Raw genomic sequence first — 22,762 nt, forward strand, 5'->3', positions numbered from 1 at the left:
CTACGGCGCGCCGCCGAAGATCGAAACACGGTAGTGCCGGCCGCTGGCCGGCAACCTGGCAATGCCACCGAAGATCATGAGGATGCCGGCCAGCGGCCGGCACTACCGGAATACCACGAGCTGTTGCGTCAGGCGACGCCCGGCGGACGGGAACGCGTGGCTGCGGCGGTTCTACGGCGCGCCGCCGAAGATCGAAACACGGTAGTGCCGGCCGCTGGCCGGCAACCTGGCAATGCCACCGAAGATCATGAGGATGCCGGCCAGCGGCCGGCACTAGATCATGAGGGTGCCGGCCAGCGGCCGGCACTACCGATTGCGAAGGTTTACGGCCCTGGCGGCAAACGCACTTCGAAACGGGCGCCGCCCAGTTCGCTGGAACGGCCGACGGCCAGTTCGCCGCGGTAATCCTTGATCAGGTCCTGCACGATCGACAGACCGATGCCGTGGCCCTGCACGCGCTCGTCGCCACGCACGCCACGCTGCAGCACCTTGCCGATGTCGTCCGGGGCGATACCCGGGCCATCGTCGTCCACCGCCAGCAGCAGGCCTGCGCGGCGCGCGTTCGGTGCCGGCAGCGGCTGCGCGGTCAGCAGCACGCGGCGGTTGGCCCACTTGAAGGCGTTTTCCAGCAGGTTGCCGAGCAGTTCCTGCAGGTCGCCCGGTTCGCCGTGGAAGCGCGCGGCCGGATCGATGTCGAACTCGCACAGCACGCCCTTGGAGGCGTAGACCTTCTCCAGGCCACGCACGATTTCCTCGGCGTTGGACTCGATCGGAAGCGGCGCGGAGAACAGCTTGTGGCCCGACGACGCAGCACGTGCCAGCTGGTACGAAACCAAGTTGTTCATGCGCTGCAGCTGCACGTCCAGCTCTTCTCGCAGCGCGCCATCGCCCGCGCCGCTGTCCATCTGCGTGCGCAGCACCGCAATGGGCGTCTTCAGGCTGTGTGCCAGGTCGGCCAGGGTGTTGCGCTGGCGCTCGAGGTTCTCGCGCTCGCTTTCGATGAAGGCGTTGATGCTGTCGGTCAGCGGTTCCAGCTCGCGCGGGTGGCGCTCGCTCATGCGCTCGGTCTCGCCGCGCTGCACCTTGGTCAGCTCGGTGATCACCCGACGCAGCGGACGCAGGCTCCACTGCAGGATGACGGTCTGCAGCAGCAGCAGGATCAGGCCGATGCCGCCCAGGTAGAACCAGACACGGCCGCGGAACACGCGCAGCTGCGCGCCCAACGCGCGCGAGTCTTCCATCACATAGATCGTGTACGGGAATTCGGTGGCCGGGTCGGCATCGGCGTCCCACACCAGGCCCAGGCCATAGCGGTACACCGAGCCCTGGCTGCCGTCGATCTGGATCATCGGCAGCGGGCCTTCGAACACTTCCTGGCGTGGCGCCAGCAGGCCGCCGCCGACGGTGGGCAGCATCGGGCCTTCGGCGGACATCGAATTGCCCTTGCCGTGCGGCATCACTACCTGCAGGTACAGGCCACTGCCCGGCACGTCGAAGCGCGAATCCGGCGGCTGCTCGCGGATGTACAGCGAGCGGTCGCGGGTAAAGTCGATGCCGGCCGCGTACGCGGTGGCGTAGTTCTTCAGGCGCTCACGCAGGTTCGCCTTCGCCGTATCGGCGAAGGCGGCGTCGAGTGCGTAACCGGCCAGGGCCAGGAACGCGACCAGGCCCACGGACGCGGCAAGCATCTGGCGCGCCTGCAGGGAGCGCGGCCGCCAGCGTCGGAAGAACCACAGACGGCCGGACATCATGGTCTCGCCAGGCTGAGCCGGCTCAGCCCTCGTTGCGCGGAATCGCGAAACGGTAGCCGCGGCCGCGCACGGTCTCGATCGGCTTCAGTTCGCCATCCGGGTCCAGCTTCTTGCGCAGGCGGCCGATGAACACTTCCAGCACGTTCGAGTCGCGGTCGAAGTCCTGCTGGTAGATGTGCTCGGTGAGGTCGGCCTTGGAGACCAGTTCACCGGCGTGCATCATCAGGTACTCCAGCACCTTGTATTCGTAGCTGGTCAGGTCGACATTGCTGCCGGCCACGCTGACGGTCTGCGCAGCCAGGTCCAGGGCGACCGGGCCGCATTCCAGGGTCGGCTTGCTCCAGCCGGCGGCGCGGCGCAGCAGCGCGTTGACGCGGGCCAGCAGCTCTTCAACGTGGAACGGCTTGACCAGGTAGTCGTCGGCGCCCTGCTTCAGGCCTTCGACCTTGTCCTGCCAGCTCGAACGCGCGGTCAGGATCAGCACCGGGAACTTCTTGCCTTCGTCACGCAGGGCCTTGATCAGCTCCATGCCCGACATCTTGGGCAGGCCGAGGTCGATGATGCCGACATCGAACGGAACTTCGCGCCCCATGTAGAGGCCTTCCTCGCCGTCCTGCGCAGCATCGACGGCAAAGCCTTCGCGCTTGAGCCGGGCTGCCAGGGTCTCACGCAGCGGGGCTTCGTCTTCGACCAGAAGGATACGCATGAACTCTCCCTAGTGTCCTGGGTGTGGCCCGGAGGCCTGTGGGGTACGGGTTGATAGCGACAACTATCCCTGTTCAGGGGTTATCGCCGCGTAGTGATGACATATCCGACCGCGGCGTGCGCGGCTGTGAACGCGACGGTGCGGGGTCGTCCATGTAGCGGACCCGGCCCCGGTCGTCCATGTACTTCACCCGGTTGATGTCACGCCCATCGAACGGCACGCGCTCGGCGCCGAGGATGTGGCCGCCGGTGGTGCGCTGCACGCGGCGCACGGCATCGGACAGCGAGCGCTCGTCGCCACGGCCACCGCGCTCGCCCCGCTCCATCATCTCCGCGCGCCCCTGATCGCCACGCGGCGGCTGTTGCGCCAGCGCCGAAGACAGCGGCGCAGCCGCCAGCACCACGCAGGTGGCCAGGGCAATGCGGCGATGGAAGGGAGCGGAAGACATCGATGCGATCCTAGCCGAGCACGGCGATTCGTTCAAAAGTCGTAAATCCGGGAGCCGGGTTCGGGACCCGGCGCTTTACAAATCCTTTGCAAATTCTTGGTTTGGGGCAGTGAATCCGGTCTGAACTTTTCCGGTCCTGCGCTCGCGTCGTTCATCTAGGTGAACATTCGGGACGAATCGCCGCCCCTTGTCAAGTCAGGACCGTGACCGACGTCACGCTGCGGCGCGATCAGCTTCGCGTTCGGTGACCGCCAAGGCCTGTTCGATCAGGCTCCAGCCGGCGCCCGGGCGGTGTGCGCCCTCGCTCAGCACCTGGCGGAAGGCGCGACCACCGGGCTGGCCATGGAACAGGCCGAGCAGGTGGCGGGTGATGTGCTTCAGCGCCAGGCCTTCGCCCAGCCGCGCCTCGATGTAGGGCCGCATCGCGCGCAGCAGGTCACCACGTGCCTGTAGCGGGGCGCCGGTGTGCAGCGCCTCCAGCTGATGCAGCAGATAGGGGTCGTGATAGGCCGCCCGGCCCAGCATCACGCCATCGACGTGCGCGGCCTGCGCCTGTACCGCCTCGATGCTGGCCAGGCCACCGTTGATCACCACCGGCAGTGCCGGGCGCTCCTGCTTCAGGCGGTAGGCCCAGTCGTACTTCAGCGGCGGAACCTCGCGGTTCTCCTTCGGTGACAGGCCCTTCAGCCACGCGTTGCGCGCATGCACCACCACCATCGCCGCACCAGCGGCGACCTGGCGGTCGACGAAGCTGGCAAACACGTCGTAGTCGTTGTCCTCGTCCACGCCCAGGCGGCACTTCACCGTTACCGGGATGTCGACCGCATCGACCATGGCCGCCACGCACTCGGCCACCAGTACCGGCTCGCGCATCAGGCAGGCGCCGAAACGCCCGGCCTGCACGCGGTCGGACGGGCAGCCGCAGTTGAGGTTGACCTCGTCGTATCCCCACTCGGCGGCAATGCGCGCAGCCTGCGCCAGCAGGGCCGGATCGCTGCCGCCCAGCTGCAGCGCCAGCGGCTGTTCGCTGCGATCGAAGCCGAGCAGGCGCTCGCGGTCGCCGTGGATGACCGCGTTGGCGTGCACCATCTCCGTGTACAGGCGTGCACCCGGCGCCAGCACGCGATGGAACACGCGGCAATGGCGGTCGGTCCAGTCCATCATCGGGGCAACGGACAGGCGAATTTCTTCAGTTTTCAACATTTTCATGCACTTACCACCGTAGATGGGTACACAGAAGCACCCGATTTTTCCTATTTTTTTTCCTACTGATTCCCATTCATCTGTACCATCCGCGTACCAACAGGAACGTGGTACACCGGGAGCTGGTACACCGATGGCAACGCTGCAACCGCGCAACGGCCGCTGGCGCGCCATTGTGCGTCGAAAAGGTCATCCCACGCAGAGCAAGACCTTCCCCACCAAGACTGCCGCCAAGACCTGGGACGACCGCATCGAGCGCGAACTCGCCGACTACGAGGCCAGAGGCGGCACCCCCGGAGAGAACCTGACCATCGAGCAGCTGATCAGCTGGCGGATCGAGGATCTGGCCTCGGTGAAAGCTGCAGGCGCGACCCAGACCGGAAACCTGACCCGACTCCGTGAAGGGCTGGGCAGCATAGTGGCCAGGCACCTGACGGCCAACGATGTGATCGACCACGCCCGCCGTCGCGTTCAGGGCAACCACATGAACGCCAAGGGGCACATTATCCCCCCTTGTTCGGCTGCAACCATGAACGTCGAGCTGGGGTTCCTGTCCGAGCTGCTGAAGCTAGCCGGGCCAATGAAGGGCGTGAAGCTGGCAAGCGACCCGGTGGCCGAAGCCCGCCCCGTTCTATGACTCTTGAAGTTGGTCGGGAAGTCCAAGCAGCGTGACCGCCGCCCGACGGCCGAGGAGCTGCAGCGCCTGCACGCCCACTTCGCAGCCGCAGAATGGCGGGCCACTATTCCCATGAACGATATCGTCGCCTTCGCGATCCTCACGGCGAAGCGTGAGAGCGAAATCACGCGGCTGCAGTGGTCGGACCTCGACGCCAACAACCGCACCGCGATGCTGAGAGATGCGAAGCACCCCCGCGCGAAGGCCGGTAACCACCGCACTTTCCCTCTCCTGGGCGAGTGCTGGGAGCTGGTGCAGCGTCAGCCGCGGACCGCCGGTGAAGACCGGATATTCCCCTTCAACTCGAAGTCTGTCGGCACGGCCTTTACTCGCGCCTGCAGCAAGCTCGGGATACTGGACCTGTGCTTCCATGATCTGCGGCACGAGGCCACCTCTCGCTTGTTTGAGCAGGGCTACGATATCCCTGAGGTTGCGGCGGTTACGCTCCATCGATCATGGAATGAGCTGAAACGCTATACCCAACTGCGGCCAGAATCCCTCCACCGAGTTCCGACCTAGGATGCGTGAGTGGACACCATGAATGACCAAACGGATTTCTCGGCACTGATCCGCATCACCTCGATGGACGCATTGAAAGCAGCGACCGAAGCGCGCTCCAAAGCCGACTCTGCCAGCTATCGAATGGCGGTTCGACAGATTTTTGCGGGGGCCGAGGGCATCCTCTGGTATGCAAAATGCATGGCGCGCGCAGCCGCAAAGATGCAGCCAGAGACCTACTCTGCATTGGAGATCGCCGCTCTCAACGATGAAACCTATGCAGTTGCGGAGAACGGCACCGTAAGGACTAAGCCGAACTTCATACCGATGGTCCACAGTATGAAATTGGTTGCCGACCTGATGTCCCGCAAGCAAGTGTCGAATGCCGACTTCACGTTCGACCAAGAGATGCTAGCCACCATTAAGCAGGCAGTAGCGGTCCGCAATCGACTCACGCACCCGAAATCAGGCGACGATCTTCTAGTAACGGAGGAAGAGTTTAATGTCGTGGTCGCCTCTTGGGGGCTGATGCTTGCCTTCACACTGAACACGGCGCTTGAAGCTGACAAGCGCCTCGGCACCGGCATCTTTCCAGTAATTAAGACCCCTAGGGTTTCGCTGCTGGACGCACTCGTCGGTGCAACCCAGCACGACATGGACGCGGGAGACACGCCGCAATAGCTTCAACTGGTCGACCTTGCGCTAGTGCTGGCCGAGATCCTGCAGGCGTACCGTGTGAGCCGGGCTGTAAACAGCCCACGCAACAACACCGAGCAGCTGCGGCAGCCAATCGCCTAGGTCGACGTCGTCATCCCCACTACTCCCAACCGAACGGCGGCGGGATGTGTAGCTTGGCCAACCTGTTCGCGCGTACCGCCGACCGGTACGCGGCGATCTTGGCCACGTCCTCGCGTAGACGCGCTTCATGCCTGGCCACCCATAGCTCAGCGCCGGCGCGGCCCTGCTCGTAGCTGCTGCAGTGCCGGCATGACCCGCCCGGCCCGCCAGGTGCGTCCCGGTGCCGGCCCAACGTGGCCACCCAGCTATCGTCGTCCACACGCTGCGTCAGCGCGACGACCCACACCCCCTCACAGGCGATCACGGTCAGGGGATCGGTGGGCAAGCTGGCCGAACGTGTCGTCCAGTAGAAGTCGGTGGGCAGCGGCATGGCCGGCAGCTTACGGCTGGCCGTCGCAAAGGCTGCGACAAGGGCGCGAGCAGCAGGCGTGAGCGAGTGCGAGTGCGAGTGCGAGTGCGAGTGCGAGTGCGACGATGCTGACGGCCCTTACGCGCGATGAGGTGCAATTTTTGAGGTGACCACGGGAGGGAGGTAACAAAGGTAATCGAGCCTTCAAGTCGTGAAAATTCATTCCTATAATCAATGCCTTACATGATCTACATGAAGGTAACAATTGGGTAACCTTGGAGTAACCCGATTACCCTTTAGAGAAGTAACATCGGCGGAGAAAAAAGTCCTTATGAATCAATGACATTACTTTGTAGGCAGCAGAAAATTACCTAATATCACCTCAAAAGTAACCACCTCTATTCCTTTGCAATCAAAGGCTTAGCCCCTGATCGGGGCCGCGTGTTGCCCGGTTACCTCCTTCCCGTGGTCACCTGAAAAATCGGTACTGCCGAGGAGCGCCAGTGACCGCCCGCAGACAGCCTTTCAGGCGCCCCTCTCGCGCAGGGAACCGCAGGGCCGGCCGGTGTCAGAGAACCCCGGAGAACGCCATACAGGGCCGGGACTGGCCCCTGCTGCAGACAGTGCAGAAAAAGCACCCTCTGAAGTGCGCAGGCGTGGCGGGGAGACGAGTGCGCGCGTCGGCGCCCGAGTATCAAGGCTTCAATGAGCCGCGCATTTATTGAAGGCAAAAAAAAGGGACGAGGCCGGAGCTCGTCCCTTGCGATCGGGGAATCGCGCGTCACTTCTTCTGTGGGGGCAGCGGCGGCGGCAGCCTGCTTGACGCCTTCTTGCTAGCACTTGCCGTGGTAGCCGGCCGCAAGACGGGCTTGGCGGGCTGGAGAAGCGCAAGCCGGTCAATACTCTCCATACCGACCCCCAAGGATCCAAGTCTGTTGATGCTGTCGTTCGCGAAGATCACTTGGACGTTGGTCTTTTCCTTCTTCGACATATCTTTGCCTTTAGCCTGATAAGTGTGCACGCCAGCAGAAATACCCGCCGCAGCGAGCATCACAACACCGGCACCAAAAGAAATCGCTGCCGCCCTGTCCAGGTTGGCGAGGCGACTACTAGCTTCTCTCTCCCCCCGCGAGATAATTGATTCTATATATCGTTTACTCTCCGCATAGGCGATGAGCACGGACACGATGGCAATGCCAAATGAAGCTACACCGAGCGCGTACAGCCAAAGGCCGACCAAGCTCGTCGCCCCAACCGTCGTAAGTAGCGTGACGATCAGGCCTATACCAGCAGTGGATAGCGTTATAAGGCTCTTATCGTACTCAAGCGACAGGTTCAGCCAAGCATTGATAGCCTGGCTATAGAACTGGATGCGTTTTTGCTCCTCAAATTCGGTAGGGTCCACAATCTCTTGCCATAGGCGCTCCGGAGCGGCTATTACATCGCACTTTGACCGGGACTGACCAGCGCAGATTGACACGGACCCGGCCGAGCTCGTCATAGTTCTTGCCTATAAGACGGTCGCAGCGCACGTCGAGCTTCCCGCCTCAGCATACCCCGCTTGCCATACAAACAGATTCCGTAGCGGTAACTTTGGCGGTACCCGCAGGCCTCCCTCCGGTTATGCCTTTTACTATCAGTAAGTTGCGGCCGAAATGCGAAGCCCTCCAGGTCTCCGCCTCGACGACAAGCTCATGCTCCAAGAACAGGACTATAAGGTCTCCCGTACATTGAGCACTGCCGCCAACTAGGACAAACGCCGCAAGGCTTATTGGCAGCTGTATCAAGTCGAGACGACCCTCGGCGTCCCCATGCGCACCGCGGAAGCCCTGGGGGTTGAGCCGTTGGCCACCGGCAACCACTTACCTCAGCCGCGCTGAATAAGCCTTGCGCCTCGTGCATGGCAGCCTTGCCGGGCCTCGGTTGCGCCGAACCTTTCTTGTGCCCCTGCTGCAGACTTGGGAAGAGACAAGCGCGCGCAGGAGGATCCAGGGTCCGCTATCATCACCTAGCGGCTACAGGGGGCGCATGCCCGGAGGCAGCAATCGCTGGCACTGTGACCTTTGGGTCACTTGCTTGGACGCGGCAGCAGAGCGCGGATGCTCTGCACAATGAAAGGAACGCACAGTGGCGAAAGTTGTATCGATCTTTAACAATAAGGGAGGCGTCGGGAAGTCGACGATCTCTTGGAATCTCGCGCACGCATTGGGATGTCAGGGGAAGCGCGTCCTACTCGTCGACTTCGACCCCCAGTGCAATCTTTCTATTGCGGTGCTGGGCGAGCAATATTTCAATGATCAAATGCCTACGCAGGCACAGCCCTATGGCCGCACGGTTCGGTCTTTCCTGCAGCGCTTCCTGCAAAGCACTACAGGCGAAGAGGTGTTCCTGCACAAGGGGCCACATACCAATCAGCTAGTCGACCTAATCGCAGGCGACTTCTGGCTCAACGTCTACGCCGACTCATTGAACGTTGGTAGTGACTTGTTGGCGGGCACTGGCCTCGCTCGCTATGTCGCGCTGCGGAAGCTAATCGCAAAAGCAGAGGAAGTAGCCGGCTACAGTTATGACTACGTGCTGGTAGACCTGCCGCCATCTTTCGGCGCGCTGGTAAGGGCGTCGTTTTATTCATCCGATTACTACGTTGTTCCCTGCACCTCCGATAACTTCAGTGTCTACTGCGTTGGTTTGATCGGGCAGATGGTGCCGAACTTCGTCGAGGACTGGCGTACAGGCCTGCAGCGTTTCAAGCAGGCGAACAACAACTTCACGTCGTTCGACAATCTCGGCATGCCAGTTTTTGCCGGCTGGGTATTCAATGGCTTCGATACGGCAGCTAAGCGCCGTAGTTCAGTGCAACTGGTCGCACAGGTGCCACTTGGCCCGCGAGAAATGATCCGTGCAGACCAGACAATGCACGATCGAATTGTCGAGGCAGTAGAAGAAGATCTGGCGGAGGTCCTGGGTACCCGAATCACCCATTACCAGCCAGTGGCCAATGGCCTACCGGAAAACTACCGCGTGGGCGACTTCGAGGACGCGAACGTGCTGATCCAGAACAGCCTGTGGCTCAACGTACCACTCGGCGAGCTGCGAGCACATCAGCAGGTGGCCTCGCTGAGAGATCGCCAAGGTTGGGCTGAGAATCAACTCTCCCAAATTGACCTATTCAAGACGAAGTTCGACGAGTGCGCTCGTAATCTGATCGCTGTCTGCGTCTAAGGAAGCAGACTGGCCGGCCCTATACACCGGGGCCGGTCTTCAGCCCTTTAGGTCGCCAGCCAAGTTCAGCCTCACCAGAAGAAGTGCATGCAGAGTAATTTTCTTTGCGCTCCCTTCATGCCGCTGCCGCTCCCAGCTCTAAGGCGTCGAAGCGGATCACTTCCTGCCCCAGCCACTCGTTGATCGCGGTCATGCGCGTCTGCAATGGGGCGAGTTCCATTGCAGTGCGCTACCTGAGGCTATCGCATGGGCGAGCACTGTTGAGGCGAGCAAGCCGGGTCCTACTTCTGATACGCCGAATCTGCAGTGCACGAAGAAGCGGCGGCGGGATATCGAACTTGGACTTAGAGCTTAGGCGGCTCGCCACTAGAGATCTGGAAGCTAAATCCAAGCATGACTAGGACAGCGGCGCCTTAGATATCTGCTGTATCAAGGGCCTTCTTTGTAGAACTGTAGCGTAGGAGCTTTCGCGTGAATCAGATGCTGTGTGACCACATTGATCAGTTGGACTTGGCTCTAGATCAGTTGGCCATGAAGGATCGGAACTTCGATCGCTTCGCAATTATGCTGATTGACAACGTGGTCGAGCTGACGCTGCATCAGCACGCTCGCGATAGACAGATATTTAGTGATGTGTGGAGCCCCTCAGCCGATACAAAGTTCAGTGAGAAATCCTTGCAGGCGGCGCTGGGTCAGAAATTTGATGCAAAGGTGGCCTTTGCATTAAAGACTGGGCTGTTGACGCAGGAGATGAGCCAGTCCATCAATTGGCTTCATTCTTTCCGAAATAGCTCGTATCACGCGGGACTGCGTCACGAGGGAATACTGCATTCGCTTGCAAACTTCTATTTTCTCAACTGCTGTGATCTTCTGACCAAGTTCCGACCCGCAGTATGGTCATTCGGCTCAGAGCGGGTTTCCCATCGCGTCGCAAAGTATCTGGATGACACCGTCAGTATTGAGCTGTTCTGGAAGATGGGCGATGTGTTCGACTTAGCGTGGAAACGCCTTAGGGCCGTGGCGGTCAACATGAAGCCCGACATGGTTGGCGATCTGACTCGCGATTGGGAAAACACAATCAACCTTGTCGATGCTCAAATCACGTTCATCGCAGGAAACGCGCCGCACCGGGGTATCTACAGCAGAGATCAAGTGGTCGTAGACGCCCAAACTTGGGCTTTGATATATACGGAGAAGGGCGTCAAGTACGCAGTAGAGAACGGCTATTCCGGACGCGCAGCTCAGGGCCCCGCAATCACTAGGTGGCTTCTGTCGAACTATGAAGCACCGTTTCCAGTTGATCCCATCCCTGCGTGGAGAGAGCGCCTGCATTCGTTCCGGAAGGAGAAGGATGCGCACAAGGCCCTGCAAAAGTACTGCAGTTTCATTACGCAAACGCAGGTGTTGCGGGAGGCGATATCTGATCAGTCCGAGCTCCTCGATGGTTACATCCAAGAGCAGATTGACTTGGCTAGGGATAAGTAGCTTAGTTCTCCTGGCAGCACCCGGTTGTATGCGGTGACTGGATCTTGCGGGGGCCTAGGATCCTCGCTCCAACTCAAGCGCCGTTGTGAAGCCGCTGCTGCCGTCGATGGTGTGAATGACCTTGGACACCAACCAGTCGGTGCCATCAATCTCCGGCTTGAAGCCGCTGACGGTGACCGTCTGCTCAGGGTAGATATCGGCGCGGCCCAGCGCGAGCGTGTAGCTCAGCTGGGCCGTACCGCGATCCAGCCGTTTGAACTCCGCTTCGGCCTGCTGACGCGCTTCGTCGGCGTTGGCATAGGTGGCCTGCAGCTTCTTCTCATTCTCTGAGGCGCCTACCAGCACGCCCGTGCGGCGGGCGCCCTTGCGGTCGCCCCAGTACGCGCGTACCGCGGAGTACTTCTCCCGGTCGGCGACGCTGTAGCGGTGCTGGTCACCACTGGCGCGGGTGATCTGAACGCCTGGCAGCGGCTCGCCGCTGGCCGTGGTGCCGGCGCCGATGGGCGAGAAGATCAATGTGCCGGCCTTGATTGTGGCCACCGCGTCGAAGCGCTTGCCCAGGCGGGTGAGCAGGTTGATGTCGCTCTCGTTGGCCTGGTCGAGGTGGGGAATGGGCTGGCGCGCCAGATCCGCGGCCACCGCCAGCCGCAGGGAATGCTCGCCGGCAATCGCCCCGAGAATGTCGCCCAGGGTGCTTTCGTGCCAGCTGCGTTCGCGGCGGCTGCGCACCGCACCGGCCAGGTTCGCCGAACGCGCGCGGATGCTCAGAATGTCGGGCGATCCGCTGTGCTCCACATCATCGACCACGAACGTTCCCTTATCGAACAGGCCGCTGCCCTCCCAGCCGATGGCCACCTGCAGCTCGACACCGCGACGCGGCAGCGACAGGCGTCCGTCATGGTCGTGCAGGCGCAGGTCGATCTGGTCCGCTTCGTCGCCACGGCTCCACGTCACCCACAACCGCGTAATCGCCACGGCGATGCTGAACATGGGGTCGGCCAAGATCGCGCAATGCGTGTTTGAGCGTCGGAAGGGGAGCAGGAAGGGCTGGGAGATGGTCAAGGGCAGCGACTTCAACGACGAAACCAGCTGGATTTCGCCCGAGCTTGCCGACCTGGCCAGCCGCCTTCCCTTCCCCTACGAGGTAGCCAACATGCTGCCCGGCAAGCGGGCTACGGCCGCTGCCGTAGCACAGGCCGCGCAGGAGGTGGCCAATGGCTGATTTCGTCGCCCTGGTGGCCATGTCCGTGCTGCTGCCCGTTGCCGGCGCCACCCTGCTCAAGATGTGGCAGACGCGCCCACCGCGTCGGCGCAACAGTGGCCTGGCCGTAGGCCAGATCCCGCAGGCGCTGCGCCGCCGTACCCCCATGGCCGTGCGCCGGGGGGTAGCCCATGGTTGAGCTGATGATCCGTGACCCGCACAGGTACTGCCCGGACTGCGGCCTGGCCGGTCACATCGACTACACCGAGATTCCCGCATCCGTGCGCACCTACACGCGTGCTGATGGCGAGTACTCGGACCACGTCGGCCCCTCCCGAGACTGCGAATGCCGCGACTGCGGCGCTTCTTTCACGCTGACCGGCTGGGAGGACTCCCATGGTTGATATCGACACCGCTCGCCGGTTCCTCGCCGCTGAGTTCGAGAGCGTCGGCCTGCCTCACGTCGCCGGCGGCATCCTGGCCGGCACCTGCCCGTTCGGCCAGGGCGCGTACATCGCAGCCGTTGCGGCCGCGCTGGCTGCGCCCAGTAGGGCCTATGGCTGCGAGAAGGGGGTCGCATGACACAGCAACAGAAGACGCCGCCACGTACCCTCCCCATTTGCAAGCGCCGACATATTGCCCGGTACATTCACGACCTCCGCAGAGCCGAGGCCGGTGGCGGTCACCTCATTGAATGCACCTGTAGTCATACCGCCAAGCATGCAAGCTTTGACCTTGCCTGGGCCCGTTGGCTCAAGCACCACGCGTTCCATCCGGTGTCGGCATCCGTGCAGCCAGATTGGTCGAACGTAGTACAGCTGAGCTTGCGGCTCGCGGGTGGCGACGCATGACGCAGGATGGGTTCGGCACGTTCTGGCTGCTATATGGCCAGTTCGGTACAACCATGACCACTGAGCAGCTCCGGGCGACCTACTTCCCGGCAACTTCGCTCAAAACGATGGCCAACAAGCACACCGCCGGCCTGCTTCCATCGAGGGTAGGCGATGTGTACGACACACGGGACGTTGCCGGCTGGTGGGACGACCAGCGAAAGGCTCGCGTAACTTAACGACAAAGGCCGCCCAATGGGCGGCCCTTTTGTGTGAGGTAGACCTGATCCGCTCAGTGGCTCTCTCGCTTACCTAGATAGATGTGCTTGACATAACCATAAGGACAAATCAATGCACATTTTCATTAACTCCAACTTCGCCCGCCGTGGTACACATACCACCAACAACGTCAACTTGACCAACAGCCCCAACGCTGTTGTGAACATTGCCACCCCCACCCAGCCGCTAAGCCACTTCCCATGCGACGGGACACATATCACCAACAACGTCAACGTGAATAACAGCCCCAATGCTGTTGTGAAAATTGGCGGCGCTACCCCACCTCCTAACCAGCCACCCGAGCGAACCAATTGGATGGTTCTGGCGGTCAAAGCGCTCGCCGCCATAGTCACTGCTGTCAAGGTAATTGGTCCGCTGCTGGGACCGTTGCTCGGTAGCTGACAGGCACCGCCCCGAGGGGGGGCCAAGCTATTGCACCAATAATGTACCAATAGCTTTCAAACCGTTGCCCCGCTTAGATGTCGCTCCGATCCATCATCGGGGCAACGGACAGGCGCAGGGAATCAGCGTAACGGGCGGTGGCGGACGTCATGGGGGTGTTGATCGTGGAGACTGGCATTGCCAGTGAGATCAATAGTTTACACCGCTCGGCTGAATGGCGGCGGCTGGCGCCCGGATAGCGCTGGGGCGCCCGGGCCCGAGGGCCGTCCGCAGGCCGGGCGGCGCCACCCCACAATGACGGGCAACCGGTCACAGTTGTCGCGATTCGTTGACGACGACGAAATATTGACGCCGTTATAGTCCGTCGCTCGCAATGGATTGGACGTGTGGAGCAGATGATGCAGCACAAGCGTTTGAGCAGGACCCTCGCCACCGCGCTGGCGGTCGCCGTACTGGCCATCGGCACGGCAACCGCAGCACCGGCTGCCACCGGGCTGAGCCCGACCTTCACCACCTGCCGTGACAAGGCACAGGGTGCGATCGAGCAGGCCGCCTGCCTGACCTCGGAAAGCGCACGCCAGGACCAGCGCCTGAACCAGGCCTACCGCCAGCTGCAGGCAAAGCTGAGTGGCGCAAAGAAGACCAAGCTGGTGAATGCCCAGCGCGCGTGGCTGCAGTCGCGCAGCCGCGATGGCGAACTGGATACCGCGCTGTACGACGATTCGCAGCCCGGCAACCTGCAGGGCGAGCTGAACGATGTGATGCGCCTGAGCGCGCGTGCCGACCAGCTGCAGAAGTATCTGCAGCTGCTGGACTGACCCTTGAGGGGCAAACCCTCTGACTGCACAAGGATGTAAGACATGCCAACCAACATCGATACCCATGATCTCGATGCCACCTCCGGCGCCGTGTATTTCGCCGTCGGCCGTGGTACCGAAGGGGGTCCCGCCTCCTACCATCTGGCCATCGCCGGCATCACCCAGGGCGTGACCGAACCGCACTGGGGCACAGTGAACAAGGTCGCGCAGAACAGCGGTTACAGCCTGGGCGCGATCCAGGTCGACTTCGGCCAGCGCGGCGAGTGGGCGCTGGGCGCCATCGACGGCCACGCACTGAAGGCGGGCGAGACGACCTATGTCGACGCCGTGATCGATCAGGCCAGCAGCTATGCCAAGGCGCACAACCTGCCGTTCACCCAGGACCACGCCGACCTGCGCCGCGACCTGCTCAGCCACGGCAATGGCCTGAGCGGGCGCAGCTCGATCCAGTTCATCGATACCAACACGCGCGACAGCATCAACGCCTGGGCCGGTTCGGCCGAGGGCAAGCAGTGGATCCACGCGAACATCGACTACCCGCAGGTGCGCAACGCCACCCGGATCGGCATGGCGATGGTGGACGCACACGGCAGCGGCATCGCCGAGGAAAACCGCTTCGAAGCGATCAGCCTGATCGCCAAGACCGCCAACCAGTTGCCCAGCCAGCTGCCCAAGCTGCAGAAGGTGCTGGAAGAAGGCGGTGACTACGAGGCGCTGCGCGCGAAGGCCGGGCAGATCCGCGAGACCTACCAGTACTTCGACGCGCCCAAGGCCGGCGACATCGCCGTGCGCTACGAAAATGCCTACGCCAACAACAAGGACGCAATGGACCGCGCCCATGCCAAGGTCAGCAGCCGCGACTACTCGCCCGCCGGTGAGCACAACGATGCGGACATCAAGGTGGCGCTGGACCAGATCGGCGCACCGCGCCAGCAGGCCGGTTCGCAGACGTTGAAGGACGGGTCCAGCGGCCGTGACGTGCTGAAGCTGGAGAGCAATCTGGTCACGCTGGGCTATGCCAGTGCTGACGGCCAGCAGACGCTGAATCCGGACCGGCGCTTCGATGCCACCACCCGCAAGGCGGTGGAAGACTTCCAGCGCGCACACAATCTGGACCCGGTGGACGGCAAGGCCGGGCCAGCCACGCTGGCCGCGATCGACCGCGACGCGCGCGAACTCCAGGGCAACCTGGCCGCGCTGGGGCTGACCGACGCCAAGGGTCAGGCCATCGGCAGCGACGGCTATCTGGGCGGTGGCAGCCGCCATGCGATCAACGCGTTCCAGCAGCAGCATGGCCTGCCTGCGACCGGCATTGCCGATGCGGAAACCCGCCAGGCGCTGGCCAATGAAGTGCAGCAGCGTGCGCAGGCACAGGGCAACACCCAGGAGCAGCAGGCCGCGGCCGAGCCTGCGCGCGAGACGGTGTACCCGATGTCCGACCCGCGCAGCCCGCAGAACTGGCTGTACACCGAGACCCTGGTGCAGGTGAAGTTCGCCGAGGAAGCGCGTGGCCTGCCCTCCGGCGAGCACAGCGAGAAGCTGGCCGCTGCGCTTACCGTGGAAGCTGCACGTGCCGGCCTGTACCGGGTTGATCGCGTTGAGCTGAACCAGGATGGCTCGATGGCGCGCGCGGTGCAGGCCAATGCGCTGCATGACGAAAGCGCGTTGAACCGCAATACCGCGCCGGTATCGACCGCTGACGCGATGCGCCAGAGCGTGCAGGAGAACAGCGAGCGGGCGTTGCAGGTGAGCGATCAGCAGCGCGAGCAGCAGAAGATCGACCAGCAGACCCAGCAGCACGGCCCGCGGGCCATGATGGCGTAAGAGAGCGGGCCCACGGGCCTGCGAGTGCCATTACCTTGCTCACCCCTCGTCGGCTTGAGGCCGACGGGGGCATTGGTTGAGGTGCGTCGAGGATTGTCGCAAATGCGAGGTCTTGCGCCTCGGAGCGTGCCCACGCTTCGAGGGAGTCGGCCTCGAGGTGTAGCCGATCCGGTTTGATCGCGTCGACGCTTTGACGACAGATAAGTCCGTCCGGAGCTTTCCCTAAGTGGTCAGTACCCGCCATCCATAGGCGGTCTGCTTCTTGAAACACTGCCGCCTCAGGCGGTCAGGTCTCACAGGTGGGCGTCGCGCAGATCAATCTGTACCTTCGGCGTCACGTGCGGGTAATCGAACACCGCACCCAGAGGGCCGGCCGAGGCAAAGAACACCTGCCCACGCACGCGGTAGACCTGCGTGTCACCGGCATCGTAGCGCTGCATATCCAGCATGCGGCCGAGGAGTTCGATGACCATGTTGGCCATGCCCTGGGCGACGAATCCGCGGTCACGCTCGCTGGGCGTCTCGGCGATGTCCTCGACGTTCTGCGACGATGCCGGACAGCGGAAGGCAGCGAAGCATGCCGCCGCTCTACAATCGGGCCATGGCCACCCACCGCCCGCAGTTCTTCGACCCCGCCACCGAACAGGGCGTGCTGCGCCTGTCGATCGCCGCCTCGCTGCTGCTGGCCGCCGCCGCAGTGGTATTCGGCCTGCTGGCCAATTCCTCGCTGATCATCTTCGACGGCATCTACGGCCTGATCGACGTGGTCATGACCTGGCTGTCGCTGCTGGTGGCACGCCTGATCGCGCTGTCCACCCAGACCGACGCGTTGCAGTCGAGGCTCAACCAGCGCTTCACCATGGGCTTCTGGCACCTGGAACCGATCGTGCTGGGGGTCAGCGGCACGCTGATGATCGGTGCGGCACTGTATGCCCTGGTCAATGCGGTGGATGCACTGATGTCCGGGGGCCGCCACATCGCACTGGGCCCGGCCATCGCCTTCGCCGGGCTGTCCATCGTCGGCGAAGGCGCGCTGGCCTGGTTCATCCTGCGCGCCAACCGCCGCATCGGCTCGGAGTTCATCGCACTGGATGCGAAAAACTGGGTGATCGCGGCCAGCATGTCAGCCTGCTACCTGCTGGCCTTCCTCGGCGGCGTGCTGGTGCAGGGCACCTCGTGGGCCTGGGTCGGGCCGTACATCGACCCGGCCATCCTCGCCTTCGTCTGCGTGCTGGTGATGATCGCCCCGCTCGGCACCGTGCGCCGGGCGCTGGCGGGCATCCTGCTGGTCACCCCGCCGGAGCTGCAGGCGCACGTGGATGCCGTGGCACGCGCGATCGTGGCCAAGCATGGCTTCGTCGAGCACCGCAGCTACGTGGCGCAGGTGGGGCGAGGCGAGCAGATCGAGCTGTTCTTCGTGGTGCCGGAAAACGACCCGCCGCGGCCGCTGGTGGAATGGGACCAGCTGCGCGACGAGATCGGCGACGCGCTGGGCGAGGCCTCGCCGGACCGCTGGTTGACCATCATGTTCACCACCGACCGCGAGTGGACGATCTAGGCCACCAGGACGATCGATCAAGTTTTTCGTACGCCCTGCAACCCAACGTACGCGGAAACCGGGCAAAGTACGCTCCAACGCACCACCCACCCACCGACCAGGAGCATCCCGATGTCCATCGAAAAGGTTCTGTACACCGCCCAGGCCACCTCCACCGGCGGCCGTGAAGGCCGTTCCGTCTCCTCCGACAACGTGCTGGACATCCAGCTGTCGACCCCGCGCGAGCTGGGCGGCGCCGGTGGCCCGGGCACCAACCCGGAACAGCTGTTCGCCGCCGGCTACTCGGCCTGCTTCCTGGGCGCGCTGAAGTTCGTGGCCGGCCAGGCCAAGGTCGCGCTGCCGGCCGACACCACCGTCACTGGCAAGGTCGGCATCGGCCAGATCCCGACCGGCTTCGGCATCGAAGCCGAGCTGACCATCAGCGCTCCGGGCGTGCCGCGCGAGCAGCTGGAAGAGCTGGTGCAGAAGGCGCACATCGTGTGCCCGTACTCGAATGCCACCCGCGGCAACATCGACGTGACGCTGATCGTTGCCTGATGGGGTGCTGCCGGCCAGCGGCCGGCACTACCAACGTAAAGAGCAAAAAAATGGGCGGATGCCGGTCGAAACCGAACATCCGCCCATCCCACCTTCGTTGTCCCACAGGGGGGCATGAGGTTGCCGGCCAGCGGCCGGCACTACCAGGTCACTTCTCGCTCGTGATGAGCTGCACGACGCTGGAGAAATCCAGCTTGCCGCGGCCGGCCTGGTGGTTCATCGAGTACAGGTTGCGGGCCACTTCGCCCAGCGGAATCGAGGCACCGACACTCATCGCCGCTTCCACCGCCAGGCCCATGTCCTTCAGCATCAGATCGCTGCCGAAACCGCCGCTGTAGCCGCGCGAGGCCGGCGCGTTTTCCAGCACGCCCGGCCACGGGTTGCACACTTCAGTGGCCCAGCTGCGGCCGGTGCTGACCGCCATCATCTGCGACAGCACCTTCGGGTCCAGGCCGTGCGCCACGCCCAGCGCGATGGCTTCACCGGTCACCGCCATGATCACGCCCAGCGCCATGTTGTTGCACAGCTTGGCGACCTGGCCGGCGCCGCTGGCGCCGACATGGAAGATGTTCTTGCCCATCGCCTGCAGCACCGGGCGCGCGCGTTCCAGCGCGTCCTCTTCGCCACCGACGATGAAGGTCAGGGTGCCGGCCTGGGCACCGGCGGTACCGCCGGACACCGGTGCGTCGATCATCTGCAGGCCACGCGCGGCAGCGGCCTCGGAGACCTTGCGGGCGCTGGCCGGGGCGATCGTACTGCAGTCGATGACCAGCGCACCGGCCGGAATCGCGGCAAGGATGCCGTCATCGCCCAGGTACACGCCTTCGACGTGGCGGCTGGCCGGCAACATCGAGATCACCACTTCGGCATCGGCCAGGGTGTCGCGCGCCGACGACGCAGCACTGGCACCGGCGTCAACGGCGGCCTGCACCGCGGCCGGGACCAGATCGAACACGCGCACGCTGTGGCCGTTCTTGACCAGATTGGCGGCCATCGGGCCACCCATGTTGCCCAACCCGATGAATGCAATGCGGCTCATGCAAGGCTCCTTTCAACAAGGGGAGTGCCCAGGTCGGCCAGCGGATGCGCGGCAGCGGCCCAGGGGGAAGCGAAGAAGGTGTCGGCCCACGCGCCGGTGGCCTCGGCCAGGGTGGCCGGGTTCCACTGCGGATTGCGGTCCTTGTCGATCAGCAGCGCGCGGATGCCTTCGGCGAAATCACCGTGGGCGGCGCAGTGCAGGGCGACGATGTACTCCAGGCGATAGACCGCGGCCAGGTCCTGGCCGGTACTGCGGCGCTGCAGTTCGTACGCCAAGCGTGCCGAACCCGGTGCGCCGGCAGCCAGGGTCTTCTGTGCCGCCTGCAGCCAGGCATCGTCGGTCTGCAGCTTGCTGATGCGCTCGATGATCGCGGGCAGGTCATCGCCCTCGCACAGCGCCTCGACCTGCGCGGCATTGGCCAGCAGCGGGCCGGTGGCGGCATCGCTGGCATGCGACTGCAGCAGATGGGTCAGGCGTTCGTGGTTGTGTGCGGAATCACTGGACCAGGCCACCTGCAGCAGCGCATCGAACACTGCACTGCGGCGCTCTTCGGCCACGTGCACGTCGGCCAGGCCGGCGTAGATGGCATCGCCCGGGTTGAGCAGTGCGCCGGTCAGCGCCAGGAACAAGCCGCCCTTGCCCGGTACGCGCGGCAGCAGCCAGCTGCCACCGACATCGGGGAACAGGCCGACGGTGATTTCCGGGAAGGCCAGCTTGGAACGCTCGCTGACCACGCGGTGGCTGGCGCCGGACATCAGGCCGATGCCGCCACCCATCACGATGCCATGGCCCCAGCACAGGATCGGCTTGGCGTAGGTGTGGATGAGATGATCGACGCGGTATTCGACGTCGAAGAACTCGGCGGCGTAGTCGTTCTCGCGGATGTCGCTGCAGCCGGCCTCGCGGAAGGCGACCATGCTCTTGTACAGGCTGTGCAGGTCGCCGCCGGCGCAGAACGCCTTCTCACCGGCGCCCTGCAGCACCACCATGGCGATGCCGTCGTCATCGGCCCAGGCATTCAGCTGCTTCAGCAGCAGGTGCGCCATCGGCAGCGAGAAACCATTGAGCGTGCGCGGCGCGTTGAGCGTGGCGATGCCGATGCGCGCGCCGTTGCCGGCCACGCGCTCCTCGAACAGCACCGGTGCGTCGTCGGCAACGGTGTCGGTGCTCATGCGTTCTTCCACTGCGCGGTGCGCTTTTCCAGGAAGGCGGTCACGCCCTCGACCTGGTCGGCGGTGTCGAACAGGTCGACGAAGGCTTCACGCTCGGCCACCAGCGCCGAGGCGTGGGTGCCGGTGCGGGTGGACTGCACCAGGGTCTTGCAGGCGGCGATGCTGGTCGGGCTCTGCTTGCCGGCCTTCTTCGCCCATTCCAGGGCCAGTGCCTTGGCTTCGCCCTTGCCGACCTTTTCTTCGGCCAGGCCAATGCGCAGTGCGGTCTCGGCATTGATGCGCTCGCCCAGCAGGATCATGCGCTTGGCCCAGCCCTCGCCGACCAGGCGCGGCAGGTTCTGGGTGCCGCCAGCACACGGCAGCAGGCCGACGGTGGCCTCCGGCAGCGCGACCTGGGCGTGGTCTTCGATGATGCGCAGGTCGCAGGCCAGCGCGCATTCCAGGCCACCGCCCATGGCGTAGCCGTTGATCGCGGCGATCGACACGCCACGGAAACCGGACAGCGCTTCGAAGGCTTCACCGAAGCGGCGCGCGGCCTCGCGTGCAGCGGCCTTGTCGCCGGAGGCGAACTGGTTGAGGTCCGCACCGGCGGAGAAGAACTTCTCGCCGTCACCGGTGATCACCAGCGCGTAGATGTCGCGGTCTGCGTTGAGCGCGCCCACCAGGTCGCGCAGCGCCGACAGGCTGTGCACGGTCCAGGTGTGCGCCGGCGGGTTGTTCAGGGTGACCACGGCGGTGTGGCCATCCACCTCCACCTTCAGGCCCACGTGCTCCTGGGTACGCCAATCCTTCATCGCAGTTCCTCTTCGGTGTTGAGCAGGTGACGGGCAACGATCACCCGCATGATCTCGTTGGTGCCTTCCAGGATCTGGTGCACGCGGCAGTCACGCAGCAGGCGCTCGATCGGGTATTCGCGGATGTAGCCGTAGCCACCGTGGATCTGCAGCGCTTCGTTGCAGACGTTGAAGCCGGCATCGGTGGCGAAGCGCTTGGCCATCGCGCACCACACGTTGGCGTCGCTGGCACCGGCATCGAGCTTGCGCGCGGCGGTGTGCACCATCTGCCGGGCGGCGACCAGCTGGGTGACCATGTCGGCCAGCTTGAACTGCAGCGCCTGGAACTCGGCCAGCGCCTTGCCGAACTGGCGGCGCTCGCCCATGTAGCGGCGTGCGGCATCCAGCGCACCCTGCGCGGCACCCAGCGAGCAGGCGGCGATGTTGATGCGGCCGCCGTCCAGACCCTTCATCGCCAGCTTGAATCCGCCGCCTTCCTCTCCCAGAAGGTGGCTGACCGGCACGCGGACGTTTTCGAAGGTGATGCCACGGGTGGGCTGGCTGTTCCAGCCCATCTTCTCTTCCTTGCGGCCGAAGCTGATGCCCGGCAGGTCCGACGGCACCGCAATCGCGCTGACACCCCCGGCACCGGGGCCACCGGTGCGCGCCATCACCACCAGCAGCTCGGTGGCACCGGCGCCGGAAATGAAGGCCTTGGAGCCGTTCAGCACATAGAAGTCGCCATCGCGCACGGCGGTGGTCTTCAGCGACGCCGCATCGGAACCCGCACCCGGTTCGGTCAGGCAGTACGAGGCCAGCTTGCTGCCCGAGGACAGATCGGCGCCCCACGCATCGCGCAGGGCCGGCTGGCCCCACTTGGACACCATCCACGAGGCCATGTTGTGGATGCTGATGTACGCCGCGGTCGACGGATCGACGTTGGCGAGCTCCTCGATGACGACGGCGGCGTCCAGTCGGCTCAGGCCGCTGCCGCCCACTTCCGGGTCCATGTACAGGCCGCAGAAGCCCAGTTCACCGGCCTTGGCGATCGCCTCGCGCGGAAAGATGCCCTCCGCATCCCATCGCGCGGCGTGCGGCGCCAGTTCGGCCTGTGCGAAGTCGCGCGCCGCCTCGCGGTACGCCTGCTGCGCTTCTTCCAGTTCCGTCGTCATCGAGTGGCTCATGGCTGCTCC

The 22,762-nt window shown here is 63.9% G+C and carries 26 protein-coding genes; 14 read left to right on the top strand and 12 right to left on the bottom strand.

Translation table 11 applies throughout. From position 1 onward, the window contains the following. Positions 1-323: 323 nt before the first annotated feature. From AC5P8Y_RS13630 to dusA, 4 genes are all read right to left on the bottom strand, one after another. Positions 324-1,748 (bottom strand): ATP-binding protein, encoded by a 1,425-nt coding sequence (locus AC5P8Y_RS13630; RefSeq protein ID WP_032953760.1) that lies wholly within the window; start codon positions 1,746-1,748, stop codon positions 324-326. A 25-nt stretch (positions 1,749-1,773) separates the two neighbouring features. Continuing rightward, the gene (locus AC5P8Y_RS13635) at positions 1,774-2,457 is read right to left on the bottom strand and encodes a response regulator transcription factor (protein WP_004136763.1); all 684 of its coding nucleotides are present in this window, start codon (positions 2,455-2,457) and stop codon (positions 1,774-1,776) included. 73 nt (positions 2,458-2,530) lie between these two features. After that, positions 2,531-2,905 (bottom strand): hypothetical protein, encoded by a 375-nt coding sequence (locus tag AC5P8Y_RS13640; protein ID WP_005407693.1) that lies wholly within the window; start codon positions 2,903-2,905, stop codon positions 2,531-2,533. A gap of 213 nt (positions 2,906-3,118) precedes the next feature. Then, positions 3,119-4,114, bottom strand: a complete 996-nt coding sequence (gene dusA, locus AC5P8Y_RS13645; RefSeq protein ID WP_049449936.1) for a tRNA dihydrouridine(20/20a) synthase DusA — start codon at positions 4,112-4,114, stop codon at positions 3,119-3,121. A 127-nt stretch (positions 4,115-4,241) separates the two neighbouring features. Here dusA and AC5P8Y_RS13650 point away from each other — a divergent pair, with 127 nt between their 5' ends. From AC5P8Y_RS13650 to AC5P8Y_RS13660, 3 genes are read left to right on the top strand one after another with little or no spacing between them, the layout of a single operon-like run. Beyond that, the gene (locus AC5P8Y_RS13650; RefSeq protein WP_495202011.1) at positions 4,242-4,745 is read left to right on the top strand and encodes a site-specific integrase; all 504 of its coding nucleotides are present in this window, start codon (positions 4,242-4,244) and stop codon (positions 4,743-4,745) included. A gap of 9 nt (positions 4,746-4,754) precedes the next feature. After that, positions 4,755-5,303 (top strand): site-specific integrase, encoded by a 549-nt coding sequence (locus AC5P8Y_RS13655; RefSeq protein ID WP_495202049.1) that lies wholly within the window; start codon positions 4,755-4,757, stop codon positions 5,301-5,303. A 9-nt stretch (positions 5,304-5,312) separates the two neighbouring features. After that, positions 5,313-5,963, top strand: a complete 651-nt coding sequence (locus tag AC5P8Y_RS13660) for a hypothetical protein (RefSeq protein ID WP_495202012.1) — start codon at positions 5,313-5,315, stop codon at positions 5,961-5,963. Between the two features lie 136 nt (positions 5,964-6,099). Here AC5P8Y_RS13660 and AC5P8Y_RS13665 read toward each other — a convergent pair whose 3' ends face one another. Then, positions 6,100-6,450 carry a hypothetical protein gene (locus tag AC5P8Y_RS13665; RefSeq protein WP_495202013.1) on the bottom strand — a complete coding sequence of 117 codons (351 nt, stop codon included), beginning with the start codon at positions 6,448-6,450 and terminating at the stop codon, positions 6,100-6,102. Between the two features lie 760 nt (positions 6,451-7,210). Then, complete coding sequence (locus tag AC5P8Y_RS13670; protein WP_495202014.1) at positions 7,211-7,834, bottom strand: hypothetical protein; 624 nt, start codon at positions 7,832-7,834, stop codon at positions 7,211-7,213. A gap of 722 nt (positions 7,835-8,556) precedes the next feature. Here AC5P8Y_RS13670 and AC5P8Y_RS13675 point away from each other — a divergent pair. Together AC5P8Y_RS13675 and AC5P8Y_RS13680 are read left to right on the top strand one after the other, a co-directional pair. Continuing rightward, the gene (locus AC5P8Y_RS13675; RefSeq protein WP_495202015.1) at positions 8,557-9,651 is read left to right on the top strand and encodes a ParA family protein; all 1,095 of its coding nucleotides are present in this window, start codon (positions 8,557-8,559) and stop codon (positions 9,649-9,651) included. Positions 9,652-10,122: 471 nt separating this feature from the next. After that, positions 10,123-11,136, top strand: coding sequence for a hypothetical protein (locus AC5P8Y_RS13680; RefSeq protein ID WP_495202016.1), 1,014 nt, complete (start codon positions 10,123-10,125; stop codon positions 11,134-11,136). 54 nt (positions 11,137-11,190) lie between these two features. On the opposite strand, the gene AC5P8Y_RS13685 is transcribed toward AC5P8Y_RS13680, so the two are convergent. Beyond that, positions 11,191-12,126 (bottom strand): contractile injection system protein, VgrG/Pvc8 family, encoded by a 936-nt coding sequence (locus tag AC5P8Y_RS13685; RefSeq protein ID WP_495202050.1) that lies wholly within the window; start codon positions 12,124-12,126, stop codon positions 11,191-11,193. A 64-nt stretch (positions 12,127-12,190) separates the two neighbouring features. Between AC5P8Y_RS13685 and AC5P8Y_RS13690 the strand changes: the two genes are divergently transcribed. The 7 genes from AC5P8Y_RS13690 (at position 12,191) to AC5P8Y_RS13720 (ending at position 16,490) form a co-directional block, all read left to right on the top strand. Further along, entirely contained in the window at positions 12,191-12,358 is a 168-nt protein-coding gene (locus AC5P8Y_RS13690) for a hypothetical protein (protein ID WP_495202017.1), read from the top strand. Continuing rightward, a complete protein-coding gene (locus AC5P8Y_RS13695; RefSeq protein WP_495202018.1) occupies positions 12,351-12,536 on the top strand; it encodes a hypothetical protein in 186 nt (61 codons plus the stop codon). The genes AC5P8Y_RS13690 and AC5P8Y_RS13695 overlap by 8 nt, the downstream gene beginning before the upstream one ends. A gap of 4 nt (positions 12,537-12,540) precedes the next feature. Next, positions 12,541-12,741 (top strand): hypothetical protein, encoded by a 201-nt coding sequence (locus tag AC5P8Y_RS13700; RefSeq protein ID WP_495202019.1) that lies wholly within the window; start codon positions 12,541-12,543, stop codon positions 12,739-12,741. Further along, complete coding sequence (locus AC5P8Y_RS13705; protein WP_495202020.1) at positions 12,734-12,919, top strand: hypothetical protein; 186 nt, start codon at positions 12,734-12,736, stop codon at positions 12,917-12,919. Before AC5P8Y_RS13700 ends, AC5P8Y_RS13705 begins: the two co-directional genes overlap by 8 nt. Positions 12,920-13,518: 599 nt before the next feature. Next, entirely contained in the window at positions 13,519-13,848 is a 330-nt protein-coding gene (locus AC5P8Y_RS13710; protein WP_495202021.1) for a hypothetical protein, read from the top strand. Between the two features lie 398 nt (positions 13,849-14,246). Continuing rightward, positions 14,247-14,666 carry a lysozyme inhibitor LprI family protein gene (locus AC5P8Y_RS13715; RefSeq protein ID WP_225792009.1) on the top strand — a complete coding sequence of 140 codons (420 nt, stop codon included), beginning with the start codon at positions 14,247-14,249 and terminating at the stop codon, positions 14,664-14,666. 42 nt (positions 14,667-14,708) lie between these two features. Then, entirely contained in the window at positions 14,709-16,490 is a 1,782-nt protein-coding gene (locus tag AC5P8Y_RS13720; RefSeq protein ID WP_495202022.1) for a peptidoglycan-binding protein, read from the top strand. A gap of 293 nt (positions 16,491-16,783) precedes the next feature. Here the strand turns inward: AC5P8Y_RS13720 and AC5P8Y_RS13725 are convergent, their stop codons facing one another. Beyond that, on the bottom strand, positions 16,784-16,963 hold the full coding sequence (locus tag AC5P8Y_RS13725) for a hypothetical protein (protein ID WP_033833506.1): 180 nt from the start codon (positions 16,961-16,963) through the stop codon (positions 16,784-16,786). A gap of 104 nt (positions 16,964-17,067) precedes the next feature. On the opposite strand from AC5P8Y_RS13725, the gene AC5P8Y_RS13730 reads away from it, so the two are divergent. Beyond that, positions 17,068-18,048 (top strand): cation diffusion facilitator family transporter, encoded by a 981-nt coding sequence (locus tag AC5P8Y_RS13730; protein WP_005407688.1) that lies wholly within the window; start codon positions 17,068-17,070, stop codon positions 18,046-18,048. A 111-nt stretch (positions 18,049-18,159) separates the two neighbouring features. After that, positions 18,160-18,585, top strand: coding sequence for an organic hydroperoxide resistance protein (locus AC5P8Y_RS13735; protein WP_014035621.1), 426 nt, complete (start codon positions 18,160-18,162; stop codon positions 18,583-18,585). Positions 18,586-18,733: 148 nt separating this feature from the next. Here AC5P8Y_RS13735 and mmsB read toward each other — a convergent pair whose 3' ends face one another. From mmsB to AC5P8Y_RS13755, 4 genes are read right to left on the bottom strand one after another with little or no spacing between them, the layout of a single operon-like run. Further along, entirely contained in the window at positions 18,734-19,624 is an 891-nt protein-coding gene (mmsB, locus tag AC5P8Y_RS13740; protein ID WP_005407687.1) for a 3-hydroxyisobutyrate dehydrogenase, read from the bottom strand. Continuing rightward, a complete protein-coding gene (locus tag AC5P8Y_RS13745; RefSeq protein WP_033833501.1) occupies positions 19,621-20,796 on the bottom strand; it encodes an enoyl-CoA hydratase/isomerase family protein in 1,176 nt (391 codons plus the stop codon). The genes mmsB and AC5P8Y_RS13745 overlap by 4 nt, the downstream gene beginning before the upstream one ends. Further along, a complete protein-coding gene (locus AC5P8Y_RS13750; RefSeq protein ID WP_005411946.1) occupies positions 20,793-21,590 on the bottom strand; it encodes an enoyl-CoA hydratase in 798 nt (265 codons plus the stop codon). The genes AC5P8Y_RS13745 and AC5P8Y_RS13750 overlap by 4 nt, the downstream gene beginning before the upstream one ends. Then, positions 21,587-22,753, bottom strand: coding sequence for an acyl-CoA dehydrogenase family protein (locus AC5P8Y_RS13755; RefSeq protein WP_033833499.1), 1,167 nt, complete (start codon positions 22,751-22,753; stop codon positions 21,587-21,589). Before AC5P8Y_RS13755 ends, AC5P8Y_RS13750 begins: the two co-directional genes overlap by 4 nt. Positions 22,754-22,762 lie beyond the last annotated feature (9 nt).

Source organism: Stenotrophomonas sp. YJH_SMC_12-1 (genome assembly GCF_059370935.1).

What these genes read in the sequence shown, in the direction of transcription:
- AC5P8Y_RS13630 (WP_032953760.1), bottom strand. Translation starts at nt 1,748, where the DNA reads ATGTCCGGCCGTCTGTGGTTCTTCCGACGCTGGCGGCCGCGCTCCCTG.
- AC5P8Y_RS13635 (WP_004136763.1), bottom strand. Translation starts at nt 2,457, where the DNA reads ATGCGTATCCTTCTGGTCGAAGACGAAGCCCCGCTGCGTGAGACCCTG.
- AC5P8Y_RS13640 (WP_005407693.1), bottom strand. Translation starts at nt 2,905, where the DNA reads ATGTCTTCCGCTCCCTTCCATCGCCGCATTGCCCTGGCCACCTGCGTG.
- dusA (WP_049449936.1), bottom strand. Translation starts at nt 4,114, where the DNA reads ATGAAAATGTTGAAAACTGAAGAAATTCGCCTGTCCGTTGCCCCGATG.
- AC5P8Y_RS13650 (WP_495202011.1), top strand. Translation starts at nt 4,242, where the DNA reads ATGGCAACGCTGCAACCGCGCAACGGCCGCTGGCGCGCCATTGTGCGT.
- AC5P8Y_RS13665 (WP_495202013.1), bottom strand. Translation starts at nt 6,450, where the DNA reads ATGCCGCTGCCCACCGACTTCTACTGGACGACACGTTCGGCCAGCTTG.
- AC5P8Y_RS13685 (WP_495202050.1), bottom strand. Translation starts at nt 12,126, where the DNA reads ATGTTCAGCATCGCCGTGGCGATTACGCGGTTGTGGGTGACGTGGAGC.
- AC5P8Y_RS13690 (WP_495202017.1), top strand. Translation starts at nt 12,191, where the DNA reads ATGGTCAAGGGCAGCGACTTCAACGACGAAACCAGCTGGATTTCGCCC.
- AC5P8Y_RS13695 (WP_495202018.1), top strand. Translation starts at nt 12,351, where the DNA reads ATGGCTGATTTCGTCGCCCTGGTGGCCATGTCCGTGCTGCTGCCCGTT.
- AC5P8Y_RS13700 (WP_495202019.1), top strand. Translation starts at nt 12,541, where the DNA reads ATGATCCGTGACCCGCACAGGTACTGCCCGGACTGCGGCCTGGCCGGT.
- AC5P8Y_RS13705 (WP_495202020.1), top strand. Translation starts at nt 12,734, where the DNA reads ATGGTTGATATCGACACCGCTCGCCGGTTCCTCGCCGCTGAGTTCGAG.
- AC5P8Y_RS13710 (WP_495202021.1), top strand. Translation starts at nt 13,519, where the DNA reads ATGCACATTTTCATTAACTCCAACTTCGCCCGCCGTGGTACACATACC.
- AC5P8Y_RS13715 (WP_225792009.1), top strand. Translation starts at nt 14,247, where the DNA reads ATGCAGCACAAGCGTTTGAGCAGGACCCTCGCCACCGCGCTGGCGGTC.
- AC5P8Y_RS13720 (WP_495202022.1), top strand. Translation starts at nt 14,709, where the DNA reads ATGCCAACCAACATCGATACCCATGATCTCGATGCCACCTCCGGCGCC.
- AC5P8Y_RS13725 (WP_033833506.1), bottom strand. Translation starts at nt 16,963, where the DNA reads ATGGTCATCGAACTCCTCGGCCGCATGCTGGATATGCAGCGCTACGAT.
- AC5P8Y_RS13730 (WP_005407688.1), top strand. Translation starts at nt 17,068, where the DNA reads ATGCCGCCGCTCTACAATCGGGCCATGGCCACCCACCGCCCGCAGTTC.
- AC5P8Y_RS13735 (WP_014035621.1), top strand. Translation starts at nt 18,160, where the DNA reads ATGTCCATCGAAAAGGTTCTGTACACCGCCCAGGCCACCTCCACCGGC.
- mmsB (WP_005407687.1), bottom strand. Translation starts at nt 19,624, where the DNA reads ATGAGCCGCATTGCATTCATCGGGTTGGGCAACATGGGTGGCCCGATG.
- AC5P8Y_RS13745 (WP_033833501.1), bottom strand. Translation starts at nt 20,796, where the DNA reads ATGAGCACCGACACCGTTGCCGACGACGCACCGGTGCTGTTCGAGGAG.
- AC5P8Y_RS13750 (WP_005411946.1), bottom strand. Translation starts at nt 21,590, where the DNA reads ATGAAGGATTGGCGTACCCAGGAGCACGTGGGCCTGAAGGTGGAGGTG.
- AC5P8Y_RS13755 (WP_033833499.1), bottom strand. Translation starts at nt 22,753, where the DNA reads ATGAGCCACTCGATGACGACGGAACTGGAAGAAGCGCAGCAGGCGTAC.